The organism is Streptomyces sp. NPDC001832 (genome assembly GCF_040297265.1).
Classification (GTDB): Bacteria; Actinomycetota; Actinomycetes; order Streptomycetales; family Streptomycetaceae; genus Streptomyces.
On the sequence record NZ_JBEOYU010000001.1, the window covers coordinates 388,235 to 403,787 of the forward strand.

The window sequence follows — 15,553 nt, forward strand, 5'->3', positions numbered from 1 at the left end:
TCATCGATCGGCGACTTAGAGTTCACCTCGCGGGCCCACCGGCCCCGTCGCCCTGTCCTGCCAGTCAGGGCCTTTCTCCACCCCCCTCCACTCCGGAAGGCGGCGATCATGACCGACCCCGTAGGAAAGCTTCCGAGCGAGCTCGACCAGCTCCCGGACCGTGACCCCGAGGAGACCGCCGAATGGGCTGCCTCCCTGGATGCCGTCACCAAGGCCGCGGGCCCGCACCGCGCCGCGTACCTGATGCGTCGCTCGCTCCAGCACGCCGAGGGCGCCGGTCTCGCGCTGCCCAAGCTGCTGGAGACCGATTACGTCAACTCCATCCCGACCGCCGCCGAGCCCGCGTTCGACGGCGACCTGGAGATGGAGTCCCGGATCACCGCCTGGAACCGCTGGAACGCGGCCGCGATGGTCACCCGTGGCTCCCGGTCCGGCGTCGGCGGTCACATCGCCACCTTCGCCTCGGCGGCCTGGCTGTACGAGACCGGCTTCAACCACTTCTTCCGCGGCAAGGAGGGAGCGGGAGGCTCCGGCGACCAGCTCTACCTCCAGGGCCACGCCTCCCCCGGCATCTACGCCCGTGCCTTCCTCGACGGCCGGCTCAGCGAGCAGCAGCTCGACAACTTCCGCCAGGAGGCGGGCGGTGACGGTCTGCCGTCCTATCCGCACCCGCGGCGGCTGCCCTGGCTGTGGGAGTTCCCCACCGTGTCGATGGGCCTCGGCCCGCTCTCGGCGATCTACCAGGCGCGCTTCAACCGCTATCTGACCAACCGCAACATCAAGGACACGTCGGACTCGCACGTCTGGGCCTTCCTGGGCGACGGTGAGATGGACGAGCCCGAGTCGACCGCCGCCCTCGCCCTCGCGGCCCGTGAGCGGCTCGACAACCTGACGTTCGTCATCAACTGCAACCTCCAGCGCCTCGACGGCCCGGTCCGCGCCAACTTCCGCGTGGTCCAGGAACTCGAGGGCGCGTTCCGCGGCGCCGGCTGGAACGTCATCAAGACGCTCTGGGGCAACGCCTGGGACGAGCTGTTCCAGCTGGACACCACCGGTGCGCTGGTCCGCCGGCTCCGGGAGGTCCCGGACGCCCAGTTCCAGACGTACGCCACTCGCGGCGTCGCGTACATCCGCGAGCACTTCTTCGGCGCCGATCCCGCGCTCGCCGAACTGGCGAAGCTGCTCACCGACGCGAAGATCGCCGAGTGCTTCTACACCTCGCGCGGCGGCCACGAGGCCCGCAAGGTGTACGCGGCGTACAAGGCCGCCCTCGAGCACAAGGGCGCGCCGACCGTGATCCTCGCCCAGACGGTGAAGGGCCACACGCTCGGCAAGGGCTTCGAGTCCAAGAACGCCAACCACCAGATGAAGAAACTGTCCGTCGACGAGTTCAAGGACATGCGCGAGCTGCTCGGACTCCCGATCCCGGACAGCGCCTTCGTCGACGGCGTGGTGCCCTATGGCCACCCGGGCGGCGACTCCCCCGAGGTCCGGTACCTCCAGGAGCGCCGTGCCGCTCTCGGCGGCCCCGCGCCGGCCCGCCGGGTGCACGCTGTGGCGCTGCCCGAGCCGGAGGAACGCGCGTTCAAGGCCCTGTACAAGGGGTCCGGCAAGCAGGAGATGGCCACCACCATGGCGATCGTGCGCCTGGTCAAGGACCTGATGCGGGACAAGGTGACCGGCAAGCGCTGGGTGCCGATCGTCCCCGACGAGGCGCGCACCTTCGGCATGGAGTCGCTGTTCCCGTCGGCCGGGATCTACTCGCCGCTGGGCCAGACCTACGAGCCGGTCGACCGCGAGCAGCTGATGTACTACAAGGAGGCCAAGGACGGCCAGATCCTCAACGAGGGGATCACCGAGGCCGGGGCCATGGCCGACTTCATCGCCGCCGCCACGTCGTACGCGACGCACGGCGAGACGATGATCCCCTTCTACATCTTCTACTCGATGTTCGGCTGGCAGCGGACCGGCGACCAGATGTGGCAGCTCGCCGACCAGCTCGGCAAGGGCTTCATCGTCGGCGCCACCGCGGGCCGGACCACCCTGACCGGTGAGGGGCTCCAGCACGCGGACGGCCATTCGCACCTGATCGCGTCCACGAACCCCGCGTCGCTCAATTACGACCCGGCGTTCGCGTACGAGATCGCGGTGATCGTCAAGGACGGTCTGCGGAGGATGTACGGCCCCGAGGCCGAGAACGTCTTCTACTACCTGACGGTCTACAACGAGCCGAAGCCGCAGCCCGCGATGCCGGAGGGCGTCGAGGAGGGCATCGTCAAGGGCCTCTACCGCTTCAAGGAAGGCACGCCCGCCACGGCGGACGCACCGCGTCTGCAGCTGCTGGCCTCCGGCACGGCGATCCACTGGGCCCTGGAGGCCCAGGAACTACTCGCCGCGGACTGGGGTGTCACGGCCGACGTCTGGTCCGCCACGTCCTGGGGCGAGCTGCGCCGCGAGGCGATGGAGTGCGACGAGGCACTGCTCCGCGGTGAGCAGCGGGTGCCGTACGTGACCCAGGCGCTGGAGGGCGCACCGGGTCCGGTCCTCGCGGTCAGTGACTGGATGCGGCAGGTCCCGGACCAGATCAGCCAGTGGGTGGAGCAGGACTGGTCCTCGCTCGGCACGGACGGCTTCGGGCTCTCCGACACCCGCGAAGCGGCCCGCCGCCACTTCGGTGTCGACGCCCAGTCGATCACGGTCGCGGCCCTGGCCCAGCTGGCCCGCCGCGGCGAGGTGACCGCGTCCGCGGTCAAGGAGGCCCGGGAGCGGTACGGGCTCTGACGCGTGACGGCGGCCGGGTACGCCCGGCTGCCGCCGCGCCCCCGGTCCTGCGGGGGCCTCGTCCTCGCGCCCCGCCCGGGCTTGAAAATCAAGCCACATCAAGCCCGGCCGGGGCTCAAGACCGACCGGCATTCGAGGCCGTCCCCGGTGTGCGGGCCACAACCCACCGCGGCCACAATGGCCCCATGCGTGCCGCCCGTCTCATCAAAATGGTGCTGCTCCTGCAGTCCCGCCCCGCCATGACCGCCGCCGAGCTCGCCCAGGAGCTCGAGGTGTCCGAACGGACCGTCACCCGGGACGCGCAGGCACTCTCCGAAGCGGGCGTGCCGGTGTACGCGGACCGTGGCCGGGCCGGGGGCTACCGGCTGATCGGCGGGTACCGCACGCGCCTCACCGGACTCGCCCGTAACGAAGCCGAGGCACTCTTCCTCTCCGGGTTGCCGTCCGCCCTGCGCGAGATGGGCCTGGAGGACGCCGCGTACGCCGCCCGGCTCAAGGTGTCTGCGGCCCTGCTCCCGTCCCTGCGAGGCGCCTCGGACAGCGCCGCCCAGCGCTTCCACCTGGACGCTCCCGGCTGGTACCAGGAGCCGGTCACCCCCGAACTGCTGCCCGCCGTCGCGGAAGCGGTCTGGGACGACCGGATCGTCCACGCCCGCTACCGCCGCAGTGGCCGGGACGACGAGGTGGAGCGGGAGCTGGCGCCGTACGGACTCGTCCTGAAGGCCGGGGTCTGGTATCTCTGCGCCCGCGTGGAGGACGACTTCCGGGTGTACCGGATCGACCGGTTCTCGGCCGTCGCACTGTCGGACGAGCGGTTCGAACGCGACGAGCGGTTCGATCTTCCGGGCTTCTGGGACGAGCGGGCCGCCCAGTTCGCCCGCTCGCTCCTGCGTACCGAGGTGACGGTACGGGTGACAAAGGACGGTGTACGCCGACTGCCGTACGCGATGGACCGTTCGGCGGTCCAGGACGCGTTGGCCGCGGCCGGCCCGCCCGACGCACAGGGGCGGCTCACCATCACCCTGCCGGTCGAGTCCCTCGATGTCGCGTACAGCCAACTGCTGGCCCTGGGGCCGGAGTCGGAGGTCCTCGAACCGGCAGTGCTGCGGGCGCGGTTCACCTCAGCCGCCGAACGCCTGCGCGACCTCTATCGCTGAAGGTTTCTTTCCGCCGCGTCCGCGTGCGTCGCCTGCCGTCAAGGCCGATGCTTGTCCCGTGATGGACGAGACGGAGTTCTGGGAGATCATCGACAGCACCCGCGAGGCCGCCGAGGGCGACCCCGAGGACCAGGCCGACCTGCTCGTCGAACGGTTGGTGCGGCTCGATCCCGAAGCCGTGCTGGATTTCGCCAGGCACTTCGAGGCCCGTTACAACCGCGCCTATCGCTGGGAGCTGTGGGGCGCCGCCGCCGTGCTGCTCGGCGGCGCAAGCGACGACGCCTTCGACTTCTTCCGTTACTGGCTGATCGGGCAGGGCCGGGAGATCTTCGAGGGTGCTCTGCACGATCCGGACAGCCTCGCCGATCTGCTGGACGACTTCGACGAGGAGATCGACGGGGACGCCGAGGATCTCGGCTACGCCGCCGACGAGGCGTACGAACAGCTCACCGGCGTGGTCGCCCCGGACCTCGGCCTGCCGCCCCAGACCTCCGAGCCGGAGGGCACCCCCGTCAGTTTCGAGGACGACACGGCCCTGGCGGAACGCTTCCCCGCGCTCTGGGAGCGGTTCGGAGCCGGCTGAGAGGCGCCGGGCGCGGGCCCGACGGCAAAAGGGAACGAGGTGTCACGGGGCGAGCGAGCGGCCCATCATGACGTCGTCGACGTAACGCCCGTGCAGGAAGAACTCACCGGGCAGCACACCCTCGACGACGAACCCCTCCGACTCGTACAGGGCCCGCGCGGGTGCGTTGTGCCCGAGCACCCGCAGCGTCATCCGGTTCGCCCCGTCACTCCGCGCCGCCGCGAACGCGGCCCGCAGCAGGGCCCTGGCTATACCGCGGCCGCGCGCCCAGTCGGCCACGGCGAGGCCCTGTATCTGCCGGACATGCGTGTTGCAGGCCAGCGGGGTCGGCGGGACCAGCCTGGTGTACCCGGCGAGACGCATCTCTCCCGCCGCGTTCTCCGCCTCGGCCACGAGGAAGTCCTCGGGCTTGTGGCAGTCGTCGAAGAACGGCGCGTACGGGGGCTGCGGCCTCGGTGCCACGGCGTGCAGCGTCGACCAGGTGGCACGGTCGAGTTCACCGAGAGCGGTTTCGTCGGAGCGGACAGCGGAGCGGACCGGGTGGACGGGGTCCGTGTGGATCTCTGGCATGCGCGCCACTGTGCCACGCCGCCACCTGCCCGGTCAGCCCCGTTTCGCGGCTCGGCGCGGATCTCCGCGCTCGGCGCGGACCTTCGCGGCTCGGCGCGGATCGGCGACGCGCCGGAGGTCGTCGGCCCGGCAAGTGAGGCGCGCCGGGATCGTTGCGGCAGGATGGGCCCCATGCTGCACTCCCGTATCGCTGTCACCGGAGCATCCGGACTCATCGGAGCGGCGCTGGTGCGCTCGCTGCGGGCCGACGGGCACGAGGTCGTGCGCCTGGTGCGACATCCGGCGCGGGCCGGTGACGAGGTGGAGTGGGACCCCAAACGCCAGTACGTGGACGTGGCGGGCCTGGTGGGCTGCGACGCCGTCGTCCATCTCGCCGGGGCCGGGGTCGGCGACCACCGCTGGACACCCGCGTACAAGCAGGAGATCCGGGACAGCCGGGTGCTCGGGACGACGGCCGTCGCCGAGGCGGTCGCCTCGCTGGATGTCCCGCCGAAGGTACTGCTGTCCGGATCGGCCATCGGCTACTACGGCGACACCGGGGACCGCGCGGTCGACGAGAGCGCCCCGGCCGGCGAGGGCTTCCTGCCGTCCGTGTGCGTGGAGTGGGAGGCGGCCACGGCCGCCGCTCAGGAGGCGGGCGTACGGACGGTGCACGCGCGCACCGGTCTGGTCGTCGGCCGTGAGGGCGGGGCCTGGGGCCGCCTGTTCCCTCTGTTCCGGGCGGGGCTCGGCGGGCGGCTGGGCAACGGACGCCAGTACTGGAGCTTCATCGCGCTGCACGACGAGGTCGCGGCCCTGCGGCACATCCTGGACACGGAATCGCTGTCGGGTCCGGTGAATCTGACCGGCCCCGACCCCGTCACCAACGGCGAGGTGACGGCCGCGATGGGGCGTGTGCTGCGCCGCCCCACGCTCCTGACCGCCCCGGCACCGGCCCTGCGGATCGCCCTGGGGGACTTCGCGGAGGATGTGCTGGGCAGCCAGCGGGTGCTGCCGGGCCGACTGCTGGAATCGGGCTTCGTGTTTGCCTTCCCGGGAATCGACGAGGCGATCCGCGCGGCGCTGCGCTGAGCGCACCGGGCACGCACCGGACCGCGCCATGCGCGGCCCCGGCCCGCACCTCCTCCTCGAATTCGGACGGACGTGCGACCCCGTGCAACAGTGCCCCCGGCGCGCGCGACTGCGCCCGCACCGGCCCCCCTCCTAGCCTCCTTGCGAACTCGGGCATTCCGAGGGCCTGTTGGGGGCAAGAGCCTCCCAGTAGTTGCGCCGACTCGGGGAGGGCATGTGCTCAGCTCGGCACACCATGCGGACGTCGTCATCATCGGGGCCGGGATCGCCGGTCTGTCAGCCGCCCACCAACTGACCAGCGCAGGGGTAAGTGTCAGCGTCCTGGAGGCCGGCCCCCGGGTCGGCGGCCGGATGACCACCGCCGACGTGGACGGCTTCCGGCTCGACCACATCGGCCCGCTGCTCAGCACCTCGTACCCGGAGCTCCGCCGGATGCCCGCCTTCGGAGGGCTCGTACTGCGCAACTTCGCTCCGGGGGTGCTCGTGCACAGCGAGGGTCGTCATTACCGGACCGGTGATGTACGGGGCGCTCGGGGCGCATTCAAGGTGGTGCGCGCCCTGGCGAGCGCCCCTCGTCCGCCGATGGGCGGGCCGATCGACCAGGCCCGGCTGGGCGCCGCCCTGTCCCGGCTCGCCGCCACCTCGGCCGCCCGCATCCTGGCCCGGCCCGAACAGACCGCGCTCGCCGCTCTGTCCCACCGTGGCCTGACCTCCCGTACGGTCAACGGCTTCCTGCGTCCGCTGCTCGCCGCGCTGCTCAGCGATCCGGAGCTGATCACGTCCAGCCGGTGCGCCGATCTCGCCCTGCGCGACTATGCGCGCGGCAGGCTGTGCGTACCGGCGGGCGGTTCGGGAAGGCTGCCTGAACTGCTCGCGGCTGCGCTGCCGCCCGGCACCGTACGGACTGGTGTGCATGTCACGGCTGCCGACATCACCTCGGTCCGCACCAAGGAGCACGGCGAACTGGGCTGCCGATCCCTGCTGTTGGCTACCGGCGCGGGCGCCGCAGCCGAACTGCTGCCCGGTCTGCGGGTGCCGTCCTTCCACCCCGTGACGGTCCTTCACCACACCGCCCCCGCTCCTCCGCCGACCGGCGCCTCGCTGCTGCTGGACGCCGACCGCTCGGGGCCGGTCACACACACCGCGGTGATGAGCGCGGTCGACCCCTCGCGTGCCCCGCACGGCCGGCCCCTGATCAGCTCGACGGTGCTCGGCACTCCGCCGCCCGACCTGGACCGCGCGGTCCGCACCCATCTCGCCGCCCTGTACGGCACCCCCACCGACGACTGGGAGCTGCTGGCCGCCCACCACGACCCCGAGGCGGTGCCCGCGATGCCGGCCCCGCACGATCTGCGCCGCCCGGTCCGGCTGCTCGCCGGGCTGTACGTGTGCGGCGACCACCGCGACACGAGCACGGTCCAGGGCGCCCTGTTCTCGGGCCGTCGCGCGGCCGAGGCCATCCTCACCGACCTGGGTGTACGGCCGGGGCACGGGAGCGGGGCGGTGCTGCCCGAAGCGGCGTAGGACTCGTTCCCCGGGCGCGGGGCCCGGCCGGTGGCCTGCTCGGACTCACCCCAGCGCGGCGACCCGTTCGCGGTATCCCCGCACCGCGGCCGCGTCCCGGTACGGCTCCAGGCGGCGCTCGAAGTCCCGTACGTACTCCGTCGCCCGTACCGACCGCATCTCCGCCGCCTGCTGGGCGGCCTCGGCGCCGAGCGCGCACGCCTGGTCGAGCTCACCGAGCCCGAGCCGCGCGGAGGCCAGCACCACCCGGCAGAACAGCCGGCTGCGGGCGTACGCCGGGGCGCGCAGCTGGAGGGAGCGCTCGGCGTGCTGCGCCGCGGCCCGGTACTGCTGCAGATCCCGGTGGCAGTGGCCGAACTCGTCGGCGAGCTGGGCCTCGTCGAAGTACCGCGCCCAGTGCGGCACCTCGCCCCCCGAACGGGCGGCCTCCAGCGCGCGTTCCGCCCGCGCCAGCGAGGTGGTGCAGGGCCTGGCCTCGCCGAGCACCCCGTGACCGCGCGCCTCCACGGCGTGCAGCAGTGCCTGGACGACGGGCGGCGCCGATGAACCGATGCCCTGCTGGGCGACGCGGGCCAGCTGTACGGCTTCCCTGCCGTGCCCGAGGTAGACCGCCTGCCGGCTCATGGTGATCAGGACGTAGCTGCCATACGCACGGTCTCCCGCGGCCTGGGCGAGCCGCAGCGCCTGGACGAAGTACCGCTGGGCCAGCCCGTGGGCCGCGATGTCGTACGAGGTCCAACCCGCCAGCCGGGTCAGATCGGCGGCGGCGGAGAAGAGCCGGCGCCCGGTCACCTCCCCATAGGTCCCACGAAGCATCGGTTCCGTCTCGTGCTCCAGATACCGGACAAGGGCCTGCCGGGCGTGGCCGCCGCCGTAGGCGTTGTCGAGGGCGCGGAAGAGTTCGCCGACCGACCGCAGGGCGGCGACATCACCGCTACTGACCCGCTGGCCGGAGCCGCGGTCGCTCTGCCGTTGCCGGGGGACGCCGGGGGCGCCCGGCAGTCCTGTTCCCAGGGAGGCGGGAGCGGTCGAGGGCGCGGAACGCCGGGACGGCACGGGCCCACGAGCCCCGCTGCGACCACTGACGCCGGACGCCCCCGTCACACCGTGCCCACCGGCGCCGGGCCAGTGCGGCCCGGGCAACCCCTGCGGTCCGATCCCGCGCGCCCCGCCGAGACCGCCGGCCTCGGTTGCCCCAGCAGTCCCCGCAGTCCCAGAGGCCCCGGAGCCCCCGACGGACCTGCCGAGCCCACCAGCCGCACGGGCACCACCGGCCACGCCCGGCACCGGGGGCGAGGACTCGCTCCCCCGTCCGACCCACTCGTCGGCCCGGCCGATCAGCCAGTCCCTGCTGGGGACGACGAGCCCGGCCGGGGTGAAGGCGATCTTGCGCAGCTCCGCATGGCTGCCCGAGTCCTTGCGCCACAGTCCGCTGACGATGTCGACCGCCTCGGCGGGCGTGGCCGCGAACTCCAGGCCCGCGTACACAGGGGCACATGCGTCGAGGCCCAGGTCCTGCGCGGAGAGGCGGCGTCCGAGCCGCCGGGTGAAGACCTCGGCGATCAGCGCGGGGGTGGTTCCGCGCGGCTGCTGGCCGCGCAGCCAGCGGGTCACGGAGGTCTTGTCATACCGCAGGTCGAGGCCGTGTTCCAGGCCGAGTTGGTCCACTCTGCGGGCGAGGCCGGCGTTGGAGAAGCCGGCCTCTGCGATGAGCGAGGCGAGCCGACGGTTGGGGGTGCGCTGCGGAGGTCGTTCCGACATCAGCTGTACGGTCTCCTGCCTTCGGGGCCGGGGGGCAGCCCTAATGGAACGGCGTGAATTTAGCGGCCTCTGCGGCGGTCGCAGCCACCTTCGCTTCGCTTTCATCCGATCGTGTGAGGATTGGGGGGTGGTACTGACGGGACCGACCTGCTGAGCCACCTCGCGGAGTCCGGTCGTACAGTGGCTCGGGGCTGATTCAGTGCATGGTGGCGTGGCTCCGGGCACCCCGGCTCCCGGCACCGCGAGTAGGAAGGCATCTGTCGTGACCGAGCTTCGGTTCGTCCGGCTGGGATTCGGCGAGGAAGCCGTCGACTACCGGGAAGCCTGGGAGAAGCAGCGCGAGGTGCACGCGGCCAGGTTCGAGGACACCGTCCCGGACACCTGTCTGCTGTTGGAACACCCGCCCGTCTACACGGCGGGGCGGCGCACGACCGACAGTGAGCGCCCGCTGGACGGCACCCCGGTCATCGATGTGGACCGTGGCGGAAAGATCACCTGGCACGGCCCCGGACAGCTGGTCGGCTACCCGATCCAGAAGCTGCCCCGCCCGGTGGATGTCGTCGCGCATGTCCGCCGGCTGGAGGACGCGCTGATCCGTACCGCCGCCGAATTCGGTCTGGAGACCTCCCGGGTCGAGGGCCGCAGCGGGGTCTGGGTCCTCGGCGACCCGGTCGAGGACCGTCCCTCGGTCGGCGGCCTCTCCCTCGACTTCGACCCCCGCCTGCAGGACGAGGAGTTCGACCCGCGGCTGAACGGCCCCGAGTACGCCCCGTCCAACGCCGGGCAGCGCCGCGAGGACCGCAAGCTGGCCGCGATCGGCATCCGGGTCGCCAAGGGGGTGACGATGCACGGCTTCGCGCTCAACGTGAACCCGGACAACACCTGGTTCGACCGCATCGTGCCGTGCGGCATCCGGGACGCGGGCGTCACATCACTCGCGTACGAGCTGGGCCGCGACATCAAGATCGCGGACGTGCTCCCGGTCGTCGAGAAGCACCTCAAGGACGTCCTGGAGAACGCGGAGCTCGCCCCGCGCACCATCGAGCGCCCGACGGATGCCGCGGCCACGCCATGACAGCCTGGTCGCCCGGCGGGGAATAGGCCCTGCCGGCCACAGGTTGGCCAGACGTAAAGCCGTTTGAACCACGGGCGTACCCTGGTGTTCGCCGAAGAATCCAATGCAGTGAAAGCAAAGGGGAGTGCCGGAGTGTCCGCTGTCGCACCCGACGGGCGCAAGATGCTGCGCCTTGAGGTCCGGAACAGCCAGACCCCCATCGAGCGCAAGCCCGAGTGGATCAAAACCCGGGCGAAGATGGGCCCCGAGTACAACCAGCTGCAGAAGCTCGTGAAGAGCGAGGGTCTGCACACGGTGTGCCAGGAGGCCGGCTGCCCCAACATCTTCGAGTGCTGGGAGGACCGCGAGGCCACGTTCCTCATCGGCGGCGACCAGTGCACCCGGCGCTGTGACTTCTGCCAGATCGACACGGGCAAGCCGCAGGCGCTGGACCGGGACGAGCCCCGCAGGGTCGGCGAGTCCGTCGTCACGATGGACCTGAACTACGCCACCATCACCGGCGTCGCACGCGACGACCTGGAGGACGGCGGTGCCTGGCTGTACGCGGAGACCGTGCGCCAGATCCACACGCTGACCGCGGACCGGGAGCCCGGCCGCACCAAGGTCGAGCTGCTGATCCCCGACTTCAACGCGGTGCCCGAGCAGCTCGCCGAGGTCTTCTCCTCGCGCCCCGAGGTGCTCGCGCACAACGTCGAAACAGTGCCGCGGATCTTCAAGCGGATCCGCCCCGGTTTCCGTTACGAGCGCTCCCTGGAGGTCATCACGCGGGCCCGCGAAGCCGGCCTGGTGACCAAGTCCAACCTGATCCTCGGTATGGGCGAGACCCGCGAGGAAGTCAGCGAGGCGCTCCAGGATCTGTACGACGCGGGTTGCGAGCTCATCACGATCACGCAGTACCTGCGGCCGTCCGTGCGCCACCACCCGGTCGAGCGCTGGGTGAAGCCGCAGGAGTTCGTGGAGCTGAAGGAGGAGGCCGACGAGATCGGCTACTCCGGCGTGATGTCCGGGCCGCTGGTCCGTTCCTCGTACCGCGCGGGCCGTCTCTTCCAGCAGGCGATCGAGCGGCGCGGCGCCGTCGCGGCGGCGCCCGCCGTGTGAAGCCGAGCACAAGAAGCACTGAACAGCAGTACCTGATTCGACGCGGCCCATACGCGCTCCCGCCCTGCGGGGAGCGCGTATGGGCCGCGTCAACGTGCGCGGCGCCCATATAAAGGTTTCATTGGTGTTTGACCGACCGGTCATGCGCTGGTAACACCGAGCAATGACACTGGGTGCAACGGCGCAGCGACTCTGCGGGCCGCTGCCACCCCTGCTTCCCGCACCCAGCGCACGCCACCACTTCGCGCAACGCAGTCCCGGGCAGATCGGCCCGGGCAGCTGAGTCCACTCAACTCAGTCCGCACATCCGCTCCGAGGAGATTTCCACGATGCAGGCCGTGCCGGTACGCGCCACCGCCATCCCTTCCGTCACCGATGCCCTCCGTGCCGTCGAGTCGCTGCTGCTGAGCGGCGGACAACGCACTGCCCGCCGCAACGCCTGGACCGCCGTCCTGGAGGACCGGCGCCGGGCCAAGGACCGGGTCGAGGCCCAATCCGTACTGGAGGCCGCGGCCGACCGCCGCTCCTAGGCCACGTAAACTTCCGTACATGGCGAGGAAGGCAAAAACTGAAGGCGCGGACAGCGCCGAGAACGCGGGGCGGCTCAAGCAGATCGCCCTGACCTACAAGATGACCCGGCGGACCGACCCCAAGATCGGTCTTGTCATCGCGGGTGTGGGAATCGTCACCTTCGGTGTCCTCCTTACGGTCGGTTTCCTGATCGACCACCCGGTCTACCTGGGCATCCTGGGCTTCGTACTGGCCCTCCTCGCGATGGCGATCGTCTTCGGACGGCGTGCCGAGCACGCGGCCTTCGGCCAGATGGAGGGACAGCCGGGCGCCGCGGCGGCAGTGCTCGACCGGGTGGGCCGTGGCTGGACCACGACCCCTGCGGTCGCGATGAACCGCAGCCAGGACGTCGTCCACCGCGCCGTGGGCAAGGCAGGCATCGTGCTGGTCGGCGAGGGCAACGCGAACCGAGTGAAGCCGCTGCTCGCGGCCGAGAAGAAGAAGATGGCACGCATCCTGGTCGACGTGCCGGTGCACGACATCATCGTCGGCAACGACGAGGGCCAGGTGCCGCTCAAGAAGGTGCGCACCAAGATGTTGAAGCTGCCGCGCGTCCTGAACGGCCCGCAGGTGACGGCCGCCAACGACCGGCTGCGGGCGATGGGGGACCTGATGAGCAACATGCCGCTGCCCAAGGGCCCGATGCCGAAGGGCATGCGGATGCCGCGCGGCGGAAAGATGCGCTGACGCTTACGCCGTAAGTATCCGCTGTACGTACGGAAGAGGGCGGGTTGCGAACCGAATCGGTTCGCAACCCGCCCTCTTCATTCCGTCTTCGGCTCAGATACGGACCTGAACCGCGCGGGCCAGCCTGTCGTGCAGGCCGCGGCCGTCGCGGTCCCAGACCAGGGCCGGAATCGCCAGGCACAGCAGCACGCTCCGGACGATCACCCGCCCGAAAGTGAGCCGTTCGCCGTTCTCGGCGACGACCCTGATGCCCAGGAGACGCTTGCCGGGCGTGCAGCCGATGGTCCCGACGGTGAGCACACTCAGCACGAGAAAGATGCCGAGCGTCCAGTTCGCGGCCGCCTGCTGGTCACCGCGAGCAAACAGCCCGTATGCGATCACCATGCACAGGGACCAGTCGATGAAGAGCGCGCCGAAACGCCGGCCGAGCGGCGCCACGGATCCCGGCCCTCGCTCGGGCAGACCGAGCCGCTCGCCCCGGTGGCCGAATTCGACCCCCATCTCCTCGGCGGTCGCGCGCGGCCCGGAGAGCCACGATCCGATTGCTTGCCTCTTGTCCACCCGACCACGGTACTGCGCCCGCCCGCGCGCCCTTCCGGGCGGGGGCCGCAGGAGGGCCGCTGTGGGCACCCGCCCGGCAGAAACGAGGGCTCCGGACCGGCCACGAGGCGCCGCTCGCCCCCAGCTCGGTTTACTTCTGCGAAACAAATGGGTCATGCTTGAGAAATCCGGTCTGCCTATGGTCGGGTCCAGCGTGTGCCACCGCACTGGCCGCACCACGAGCTACAACCCCGTCCCTCCCGGGCCGGGAGTAGGAGGAGTTGGATGTTCCAGAACCCTGACGACGCGAAGAAGTACATCGCCGACGAAGACGTCAAGTTCATCGATGTCCGGTTCTGTGACCTGCCCGGTGTGATGCAGCACGTCACCGTCCCGGCGGCGACCTTCGACCCGGCCGACGAGCTTGCCTTCGACGGCTCGTCGATCCGCGGCTTCCAGGCCATCCACGAGTCCGACATGGCACTGCGCGCGGACCTGTCGACCGCCCGTGTCGACCCGTTCCGCCGCGACAAGACCGTCAACATCAACTTCTTCATCCACGACCCGATCACCGGCGAGCAGTACAGCCGTGACCCGCGGAACGTGGCCAAGAAGGCCGAGGCGTACCTCGCCTCCACCGGCATCGCCGACACCGCCTACTTCGGGCCCGAGGCCGAGTTCTACGTCTTCGACAACGTCCGCTTCCAGACGTCGGCGAACGAGAGCTTCTACCACATCGACTCCGAGGCCGGCGCCTGGAACACCGGTGCGCTCGAGGACAACCGCGGCTACAAGGTCCGCTACAAGGGCGGCTACTTCCCGGTCCCGCCGGTCGACCACTTCGCCGACCTGCGTGCCGAGATGTCCCTCGAGCTGGAGAAGAGCGGCCTCCAGATCGAGCGCCAGCACCATGAGGTCGGCACCGCGGGCCAGGCCGAGATCAACTACAAGTTCAACACGCTGCTCGCCGCGGCCGACGACCTGATGCTCTTCAAGTACATCGTGAAGAACGTCGCCTGGCGCAACAACAAGACCGCGACCTTCATGCCGAAGCCGATCTTCGGCGACAACGGCTCGGGCATGCACGTCCACCAGTCCCTGTGGGCCGGCGGCGACCCGCTGTTCTACGACGAGCAAGGCTACGCGGGTCTCTCGGACGTCGCCCGCTACTACATCGGCGGCGTCCTCAAGCACGCCCCGTCGCTGCTGGCCTTCACCAACCCGACGGTGAACTCGTACCACCGCCTGGTCCCCGGCTTCGAGGCCCCGGTCAACATGGTGTATTCGCAGCGCAACCGCTCGGCCGCGATGCGTATCCCGATCACGGGCTCGAACCCGAAGGCCAAGCGCGTCGAGTTCCGCGCCCCGGACCCGTCGTCGAACCCGTACCTCGCCTTCTCCGCTCTGCTGATGGCAGGCCTCGACGGCATCAAGAACAAGATCGAGCCCGCCGAGCCGATCGACAAGGACCTCTACGAGCTGGCTCCCGAGGAGCACGCGAACGTCCAGCAGGTCCCGACCTCCCTCCCGGCCGTCCTGGAGGCCCTGGAGGCGGACAACGAGTACCTGCAGGCCGGCGGCGTCTTCACGTCCGACCTGATCGAGACCTGGATCGACTACAAGCGCACCAACGAGATCGCCCCGATCCAGCTCCGGCCGCACCCGCACGAGTTCGAGCTGTACTTCGACCTCTAAAAGGCGGGGTGGCCATACCTCTTGGTGTGGCTCGCTGCCGCACAGGTTCATGAGCCCTCATCAAGAAACTGATGAGGGCTCATGAACGATCAACTATGGGTGTAGGACACCAGCGGAGGACTCACGCCGCGGTGCTGACGCCACCACCGGGGGTCATGGTGCCGCCGCCAGGGGCCGGGGTGCCAGGCGTCTCGCCACCAGGCGTCGGGGTACCAGGAACCGGGGTACCAGGAACCGGGGTACCAGGAACCGGGGTACCAGGCACCGGGGTGCCAGGCGTCTCACCACCAGGCTTCGGCGTACCAGGCGCCGGAGTACCAGGCGTCTCACCACCAGGCACCGGAGTACCAGGAACCGGGGTACCAGGCACCGGGGTGCCAGGCGTCTCACCACCAGGCTTCGGCGTACCAGGCGCCGGAGTACCAGGCGTCTCACCACCAG

The 15,553-nt window shown here is 70.6% G+C and carries 13 protein-coding genes; 10 read left to right on the plus strand and 3 right to left on the minus strand.

Annotated features, from left to right (window positions below; genetic code table 11):
• Positions 1–108: 108 nt before the first annotated feature.
• The 3 genes from aceE to ABT115_RS01815 all read left to right on the plus strand — a co-directional run bounded on the left by aceE (position 109) and on the right by ABT115_RS01815 (position 4,521).
• Positions 109–2,781: a pyruvate dehydrogenase (acetyl-transferring), homodimeric type gene (aceE, locus tag ABT115_RS01805; protein WP_351782807.1), complete on the plus strand. Its 2,673-nt coding sequence runs from the start codon at positions 109–111 to the stop codon at positions 2,779–2,781.
• A 185-nt stretch (positions 2,782–2,966) separates the two neighbouring features.
• Positions 2,967–3,938 (plus strand): helix-turn-helix transcriptional regulator, encoded by a 972-nt coding sequence (locus tag ABT115_RS01810; RefSeq protein ID WP_351782810.1) that lies wholly within the window; start codon positions 2,967–2,969, stop codon positions 3,936–3,938.
• 61 nt (positions 3,939–3,999) lie between these two features.
• Complete coding sequence (locus tag ABT115_RS01815) at positions 4,000–4,521, plus strand: DUF4240 domain-containing protein (protein ID WP_351783056.1); 522 nt, start codon at positions 4,000–4,002, stop codon at positions 4,519–4,521.
• A gap of 42 nt (positions 4,522–4,563) precedes the next feature.
• Here the strand turns inward: ABT115_RS01815 and ABT115_RS01820 are convergent, their stop codons facing one another.
• The gene (locus ABT115_RS01820; RefSeq protein ID WP_351782813.1) at positions 4,564–5,091 is read right to left on the minus strand and encodes a GNAT family N-acetyltransferase; all 528 of its coding nucleotides are present in this window, start codon (positions 5,089–5,091) and stop codon (positions 4,564–4,566) included.
• 171 nt (positions 5,092–5,262) lie between these two features.
• On the opposite strand from ABT115_RS01820, the gene ABT115_RS01825 reads away from it, so the two are divergent.
• Both ABT115_RS01825 and ABT115_RS01830 read left to right on the plus strand, forming a co-directional pair.
• Complete coding sequence (locus ABT115_RS01825) at positions 5,263–6,162, plus strand: TIGR01777 family oxidoreductase (protein ID WP_351782816.1); 900 nt, start codon at positions 5,263–5,265, stop codon at positions 6,160–6,162.
• A gap of 216 nt (positions 6,163–6,378) precedes the next feature.
• A complete protein-coding gene (locus tag ABT115_RS01830) occupies positions 6,379–7,686 on the plus strand; it encodes an NAD(P)/FAD-dependent oxidoreductase (protein WP_351782819.1) in 1,308 nt (435 codons plus the stop codon).
• Positions 7,687–7,731: 45 nt separating this feature from the next.
• On the opposite strand, the gene ABT115_RS01835 is transcribed toward ABT115_RS01830, so the two are convergent.
• Positions 7,732–9,447, minus strand: coding sequence for an NsdA family TPR-like regulatory protein (locus ABT115_RS01835; RefSeq protein WP_351782822.1), 1,716 nt, complete (start codon positions 9,445–9,447; stop codon positions 7,732–7,734).
• A gap of 262 nt (positions 9,448–9,709) precedes the next feature.
• On the opposite strand from ABT115_RS01835, the gene lipB reads away from it, so the two are divergent.
• The 4 genes from lipB to ABT115_RS01855 all read left to right on the plus strand — a co-directional run bounded on the left by lipB (position 9,710) and on the right by ABT115_RS01855 (position 12,877).
• Positions 9,710–10,522 (plus strand): lipoyl(octanoyl) transferase LipB, encoded by an 813-nt coding sequence (lipB, locus tag ABT115_RS01840; protein WP_351782825.1) that lies wholly within the window; start codon positions 9,710–9,712, stop codon positions 10,520–10,522.
• Between the two features lie 132 nt (positions 10,523–10,654).
• Positions 10,655–11,620 (plus strand): lipoyl synthase, encoded by a 966-nt coding sequence (gene lipA / locus ABT115_RS01845; RefSeq protein WP_351782828.1) that lies wholly within the window; start codon positions 10,655–10,657, stop codon positions 11,618–11,620.
• A 329-nt stretch (positions 11,621–11,949) separates the two neighbouring features.
• Positions 11,950–12,150: an SCO2195 family GlnR-regulated protein gene (locus ABT115_RS01850; RefSeq protein WP_351782831.1), complete on the plus strand. Its 201-nt coding sequence runs from the start codon at positions 11,950–11,952 to the stop codon at positions 12,148–12,150.
• 19 nt (positions 12,151–12,169) lie between these two features.
• On the plus strand, positions 12,170–12,877 hold the full coding sequence (locus ABT115_RS01855) for a DUF4191 domain-containing protein (protein WP_351782834.1): 708 nt from the start codon (positions 12,170–12,172) through the stop codon (positions 12,875–12,877).
• A 93-nt stretch (positions 12,878–12,970) separates the two neighbouring features.
• Here ABT115_RS01855 and ABT115_RS01860 read toward each other — a convergent pair whose 3' ends face one another.
• Positions 12,971–13,438 carry an RDD family protein gene (locus ABT115_RS01860; protein ID WP_351782836.1) on the minus strand — a complete coding sequence of 156 codons (468 nt, stop codon included), beginning with the start codon at positions 13,436–13,438 and terminating at the stop codon, positions 12,971–12,973.
• Positions 13,439–13,702: 264 nt separating this feature from the next.
• Between ABT115_RS01860 and glnA the strand changes: the two genes are divergently transcribed.
• Positions 13,703–15,112, plus strand: coding sequence for a type I glutamate--ammonia ligase (glnA, locus tag ABT115_RS01865; protein ID WP_351782839.1), 1,410 nt, complete (start codon positions 13,703–13,705; stop codon positions 15,110–15,112).
• The last annotated feature ends 441 nt before the right edge of the window (positions 15,113–15,553 follow it).

Excerpts from the sequence above, each read along its gene's own strand:
- aceE (WP_351782807.1), top strand. The coding sequence starts at position 109 with ATGACCGACCCCGTAGGAAAGCTTCCGAGCGAGCTCGACCAGCTCCCG.
- ABT115_RS01810 (WP_351782810.1), top strand. The coding sequence starts at position 2,967 with ATGCGTGCCGCCCGTCTCATCAAAATGGTGCTGCTCCTGCAGTCCCGC.
- ABT115_RS01815 (WP_351783056.1), top strand. The coding sequence starts at position 4,000 with ATGGACGAGACGGAGTTCTGGGAGATCATCGACAGCACCCGCGAGGCC.
- ABT115_RS01820 (WP_351782813.1), bottom strand. The coding sequence starts at position 5,091 with ATGCCAGAGATCCACACGGACCCCGTCCACCCGGTCCGCTCCGCTGTC.
- ABT115_RS01825 (WP_351782816.1), top strand. The coding sequence starts at position 5,263 with ATGCTGCACTCCCGTATCGCTGTCACCGGAGCATCCGGACTCATCGGA.
- ABT115_RS01835 (WP_351782822.1), bottom strand. The coding sequence starts at position 9,447 with ATGTCGGAACGACCTCCGCAGCGCACCCCCAACCGTCGGCTCGCCTCG.
- ABT115_RS01850 (WP_351782831.1), top strand. The coding sequence starts at position 11,950 with ATGCAGGCCGTGCCGGTACGCGCCACCGCCATCCCTTCCGTCACCGAT.
- ABT115_RS01855 (WP_351782834.1), top strand. The coding sequence starts at position 12,170 with ATGGCGAGGAAGGCAAAAACTGAAGGCGCGGACAGCGCCGAGAACGCG.
- glnA (WP_351782839.1), top strand. The coding sequence starts at position 13,703 with ATGTTCCAGAACCCTGACGACGCGAAGAAGTACATCGCCGACGAAGAC.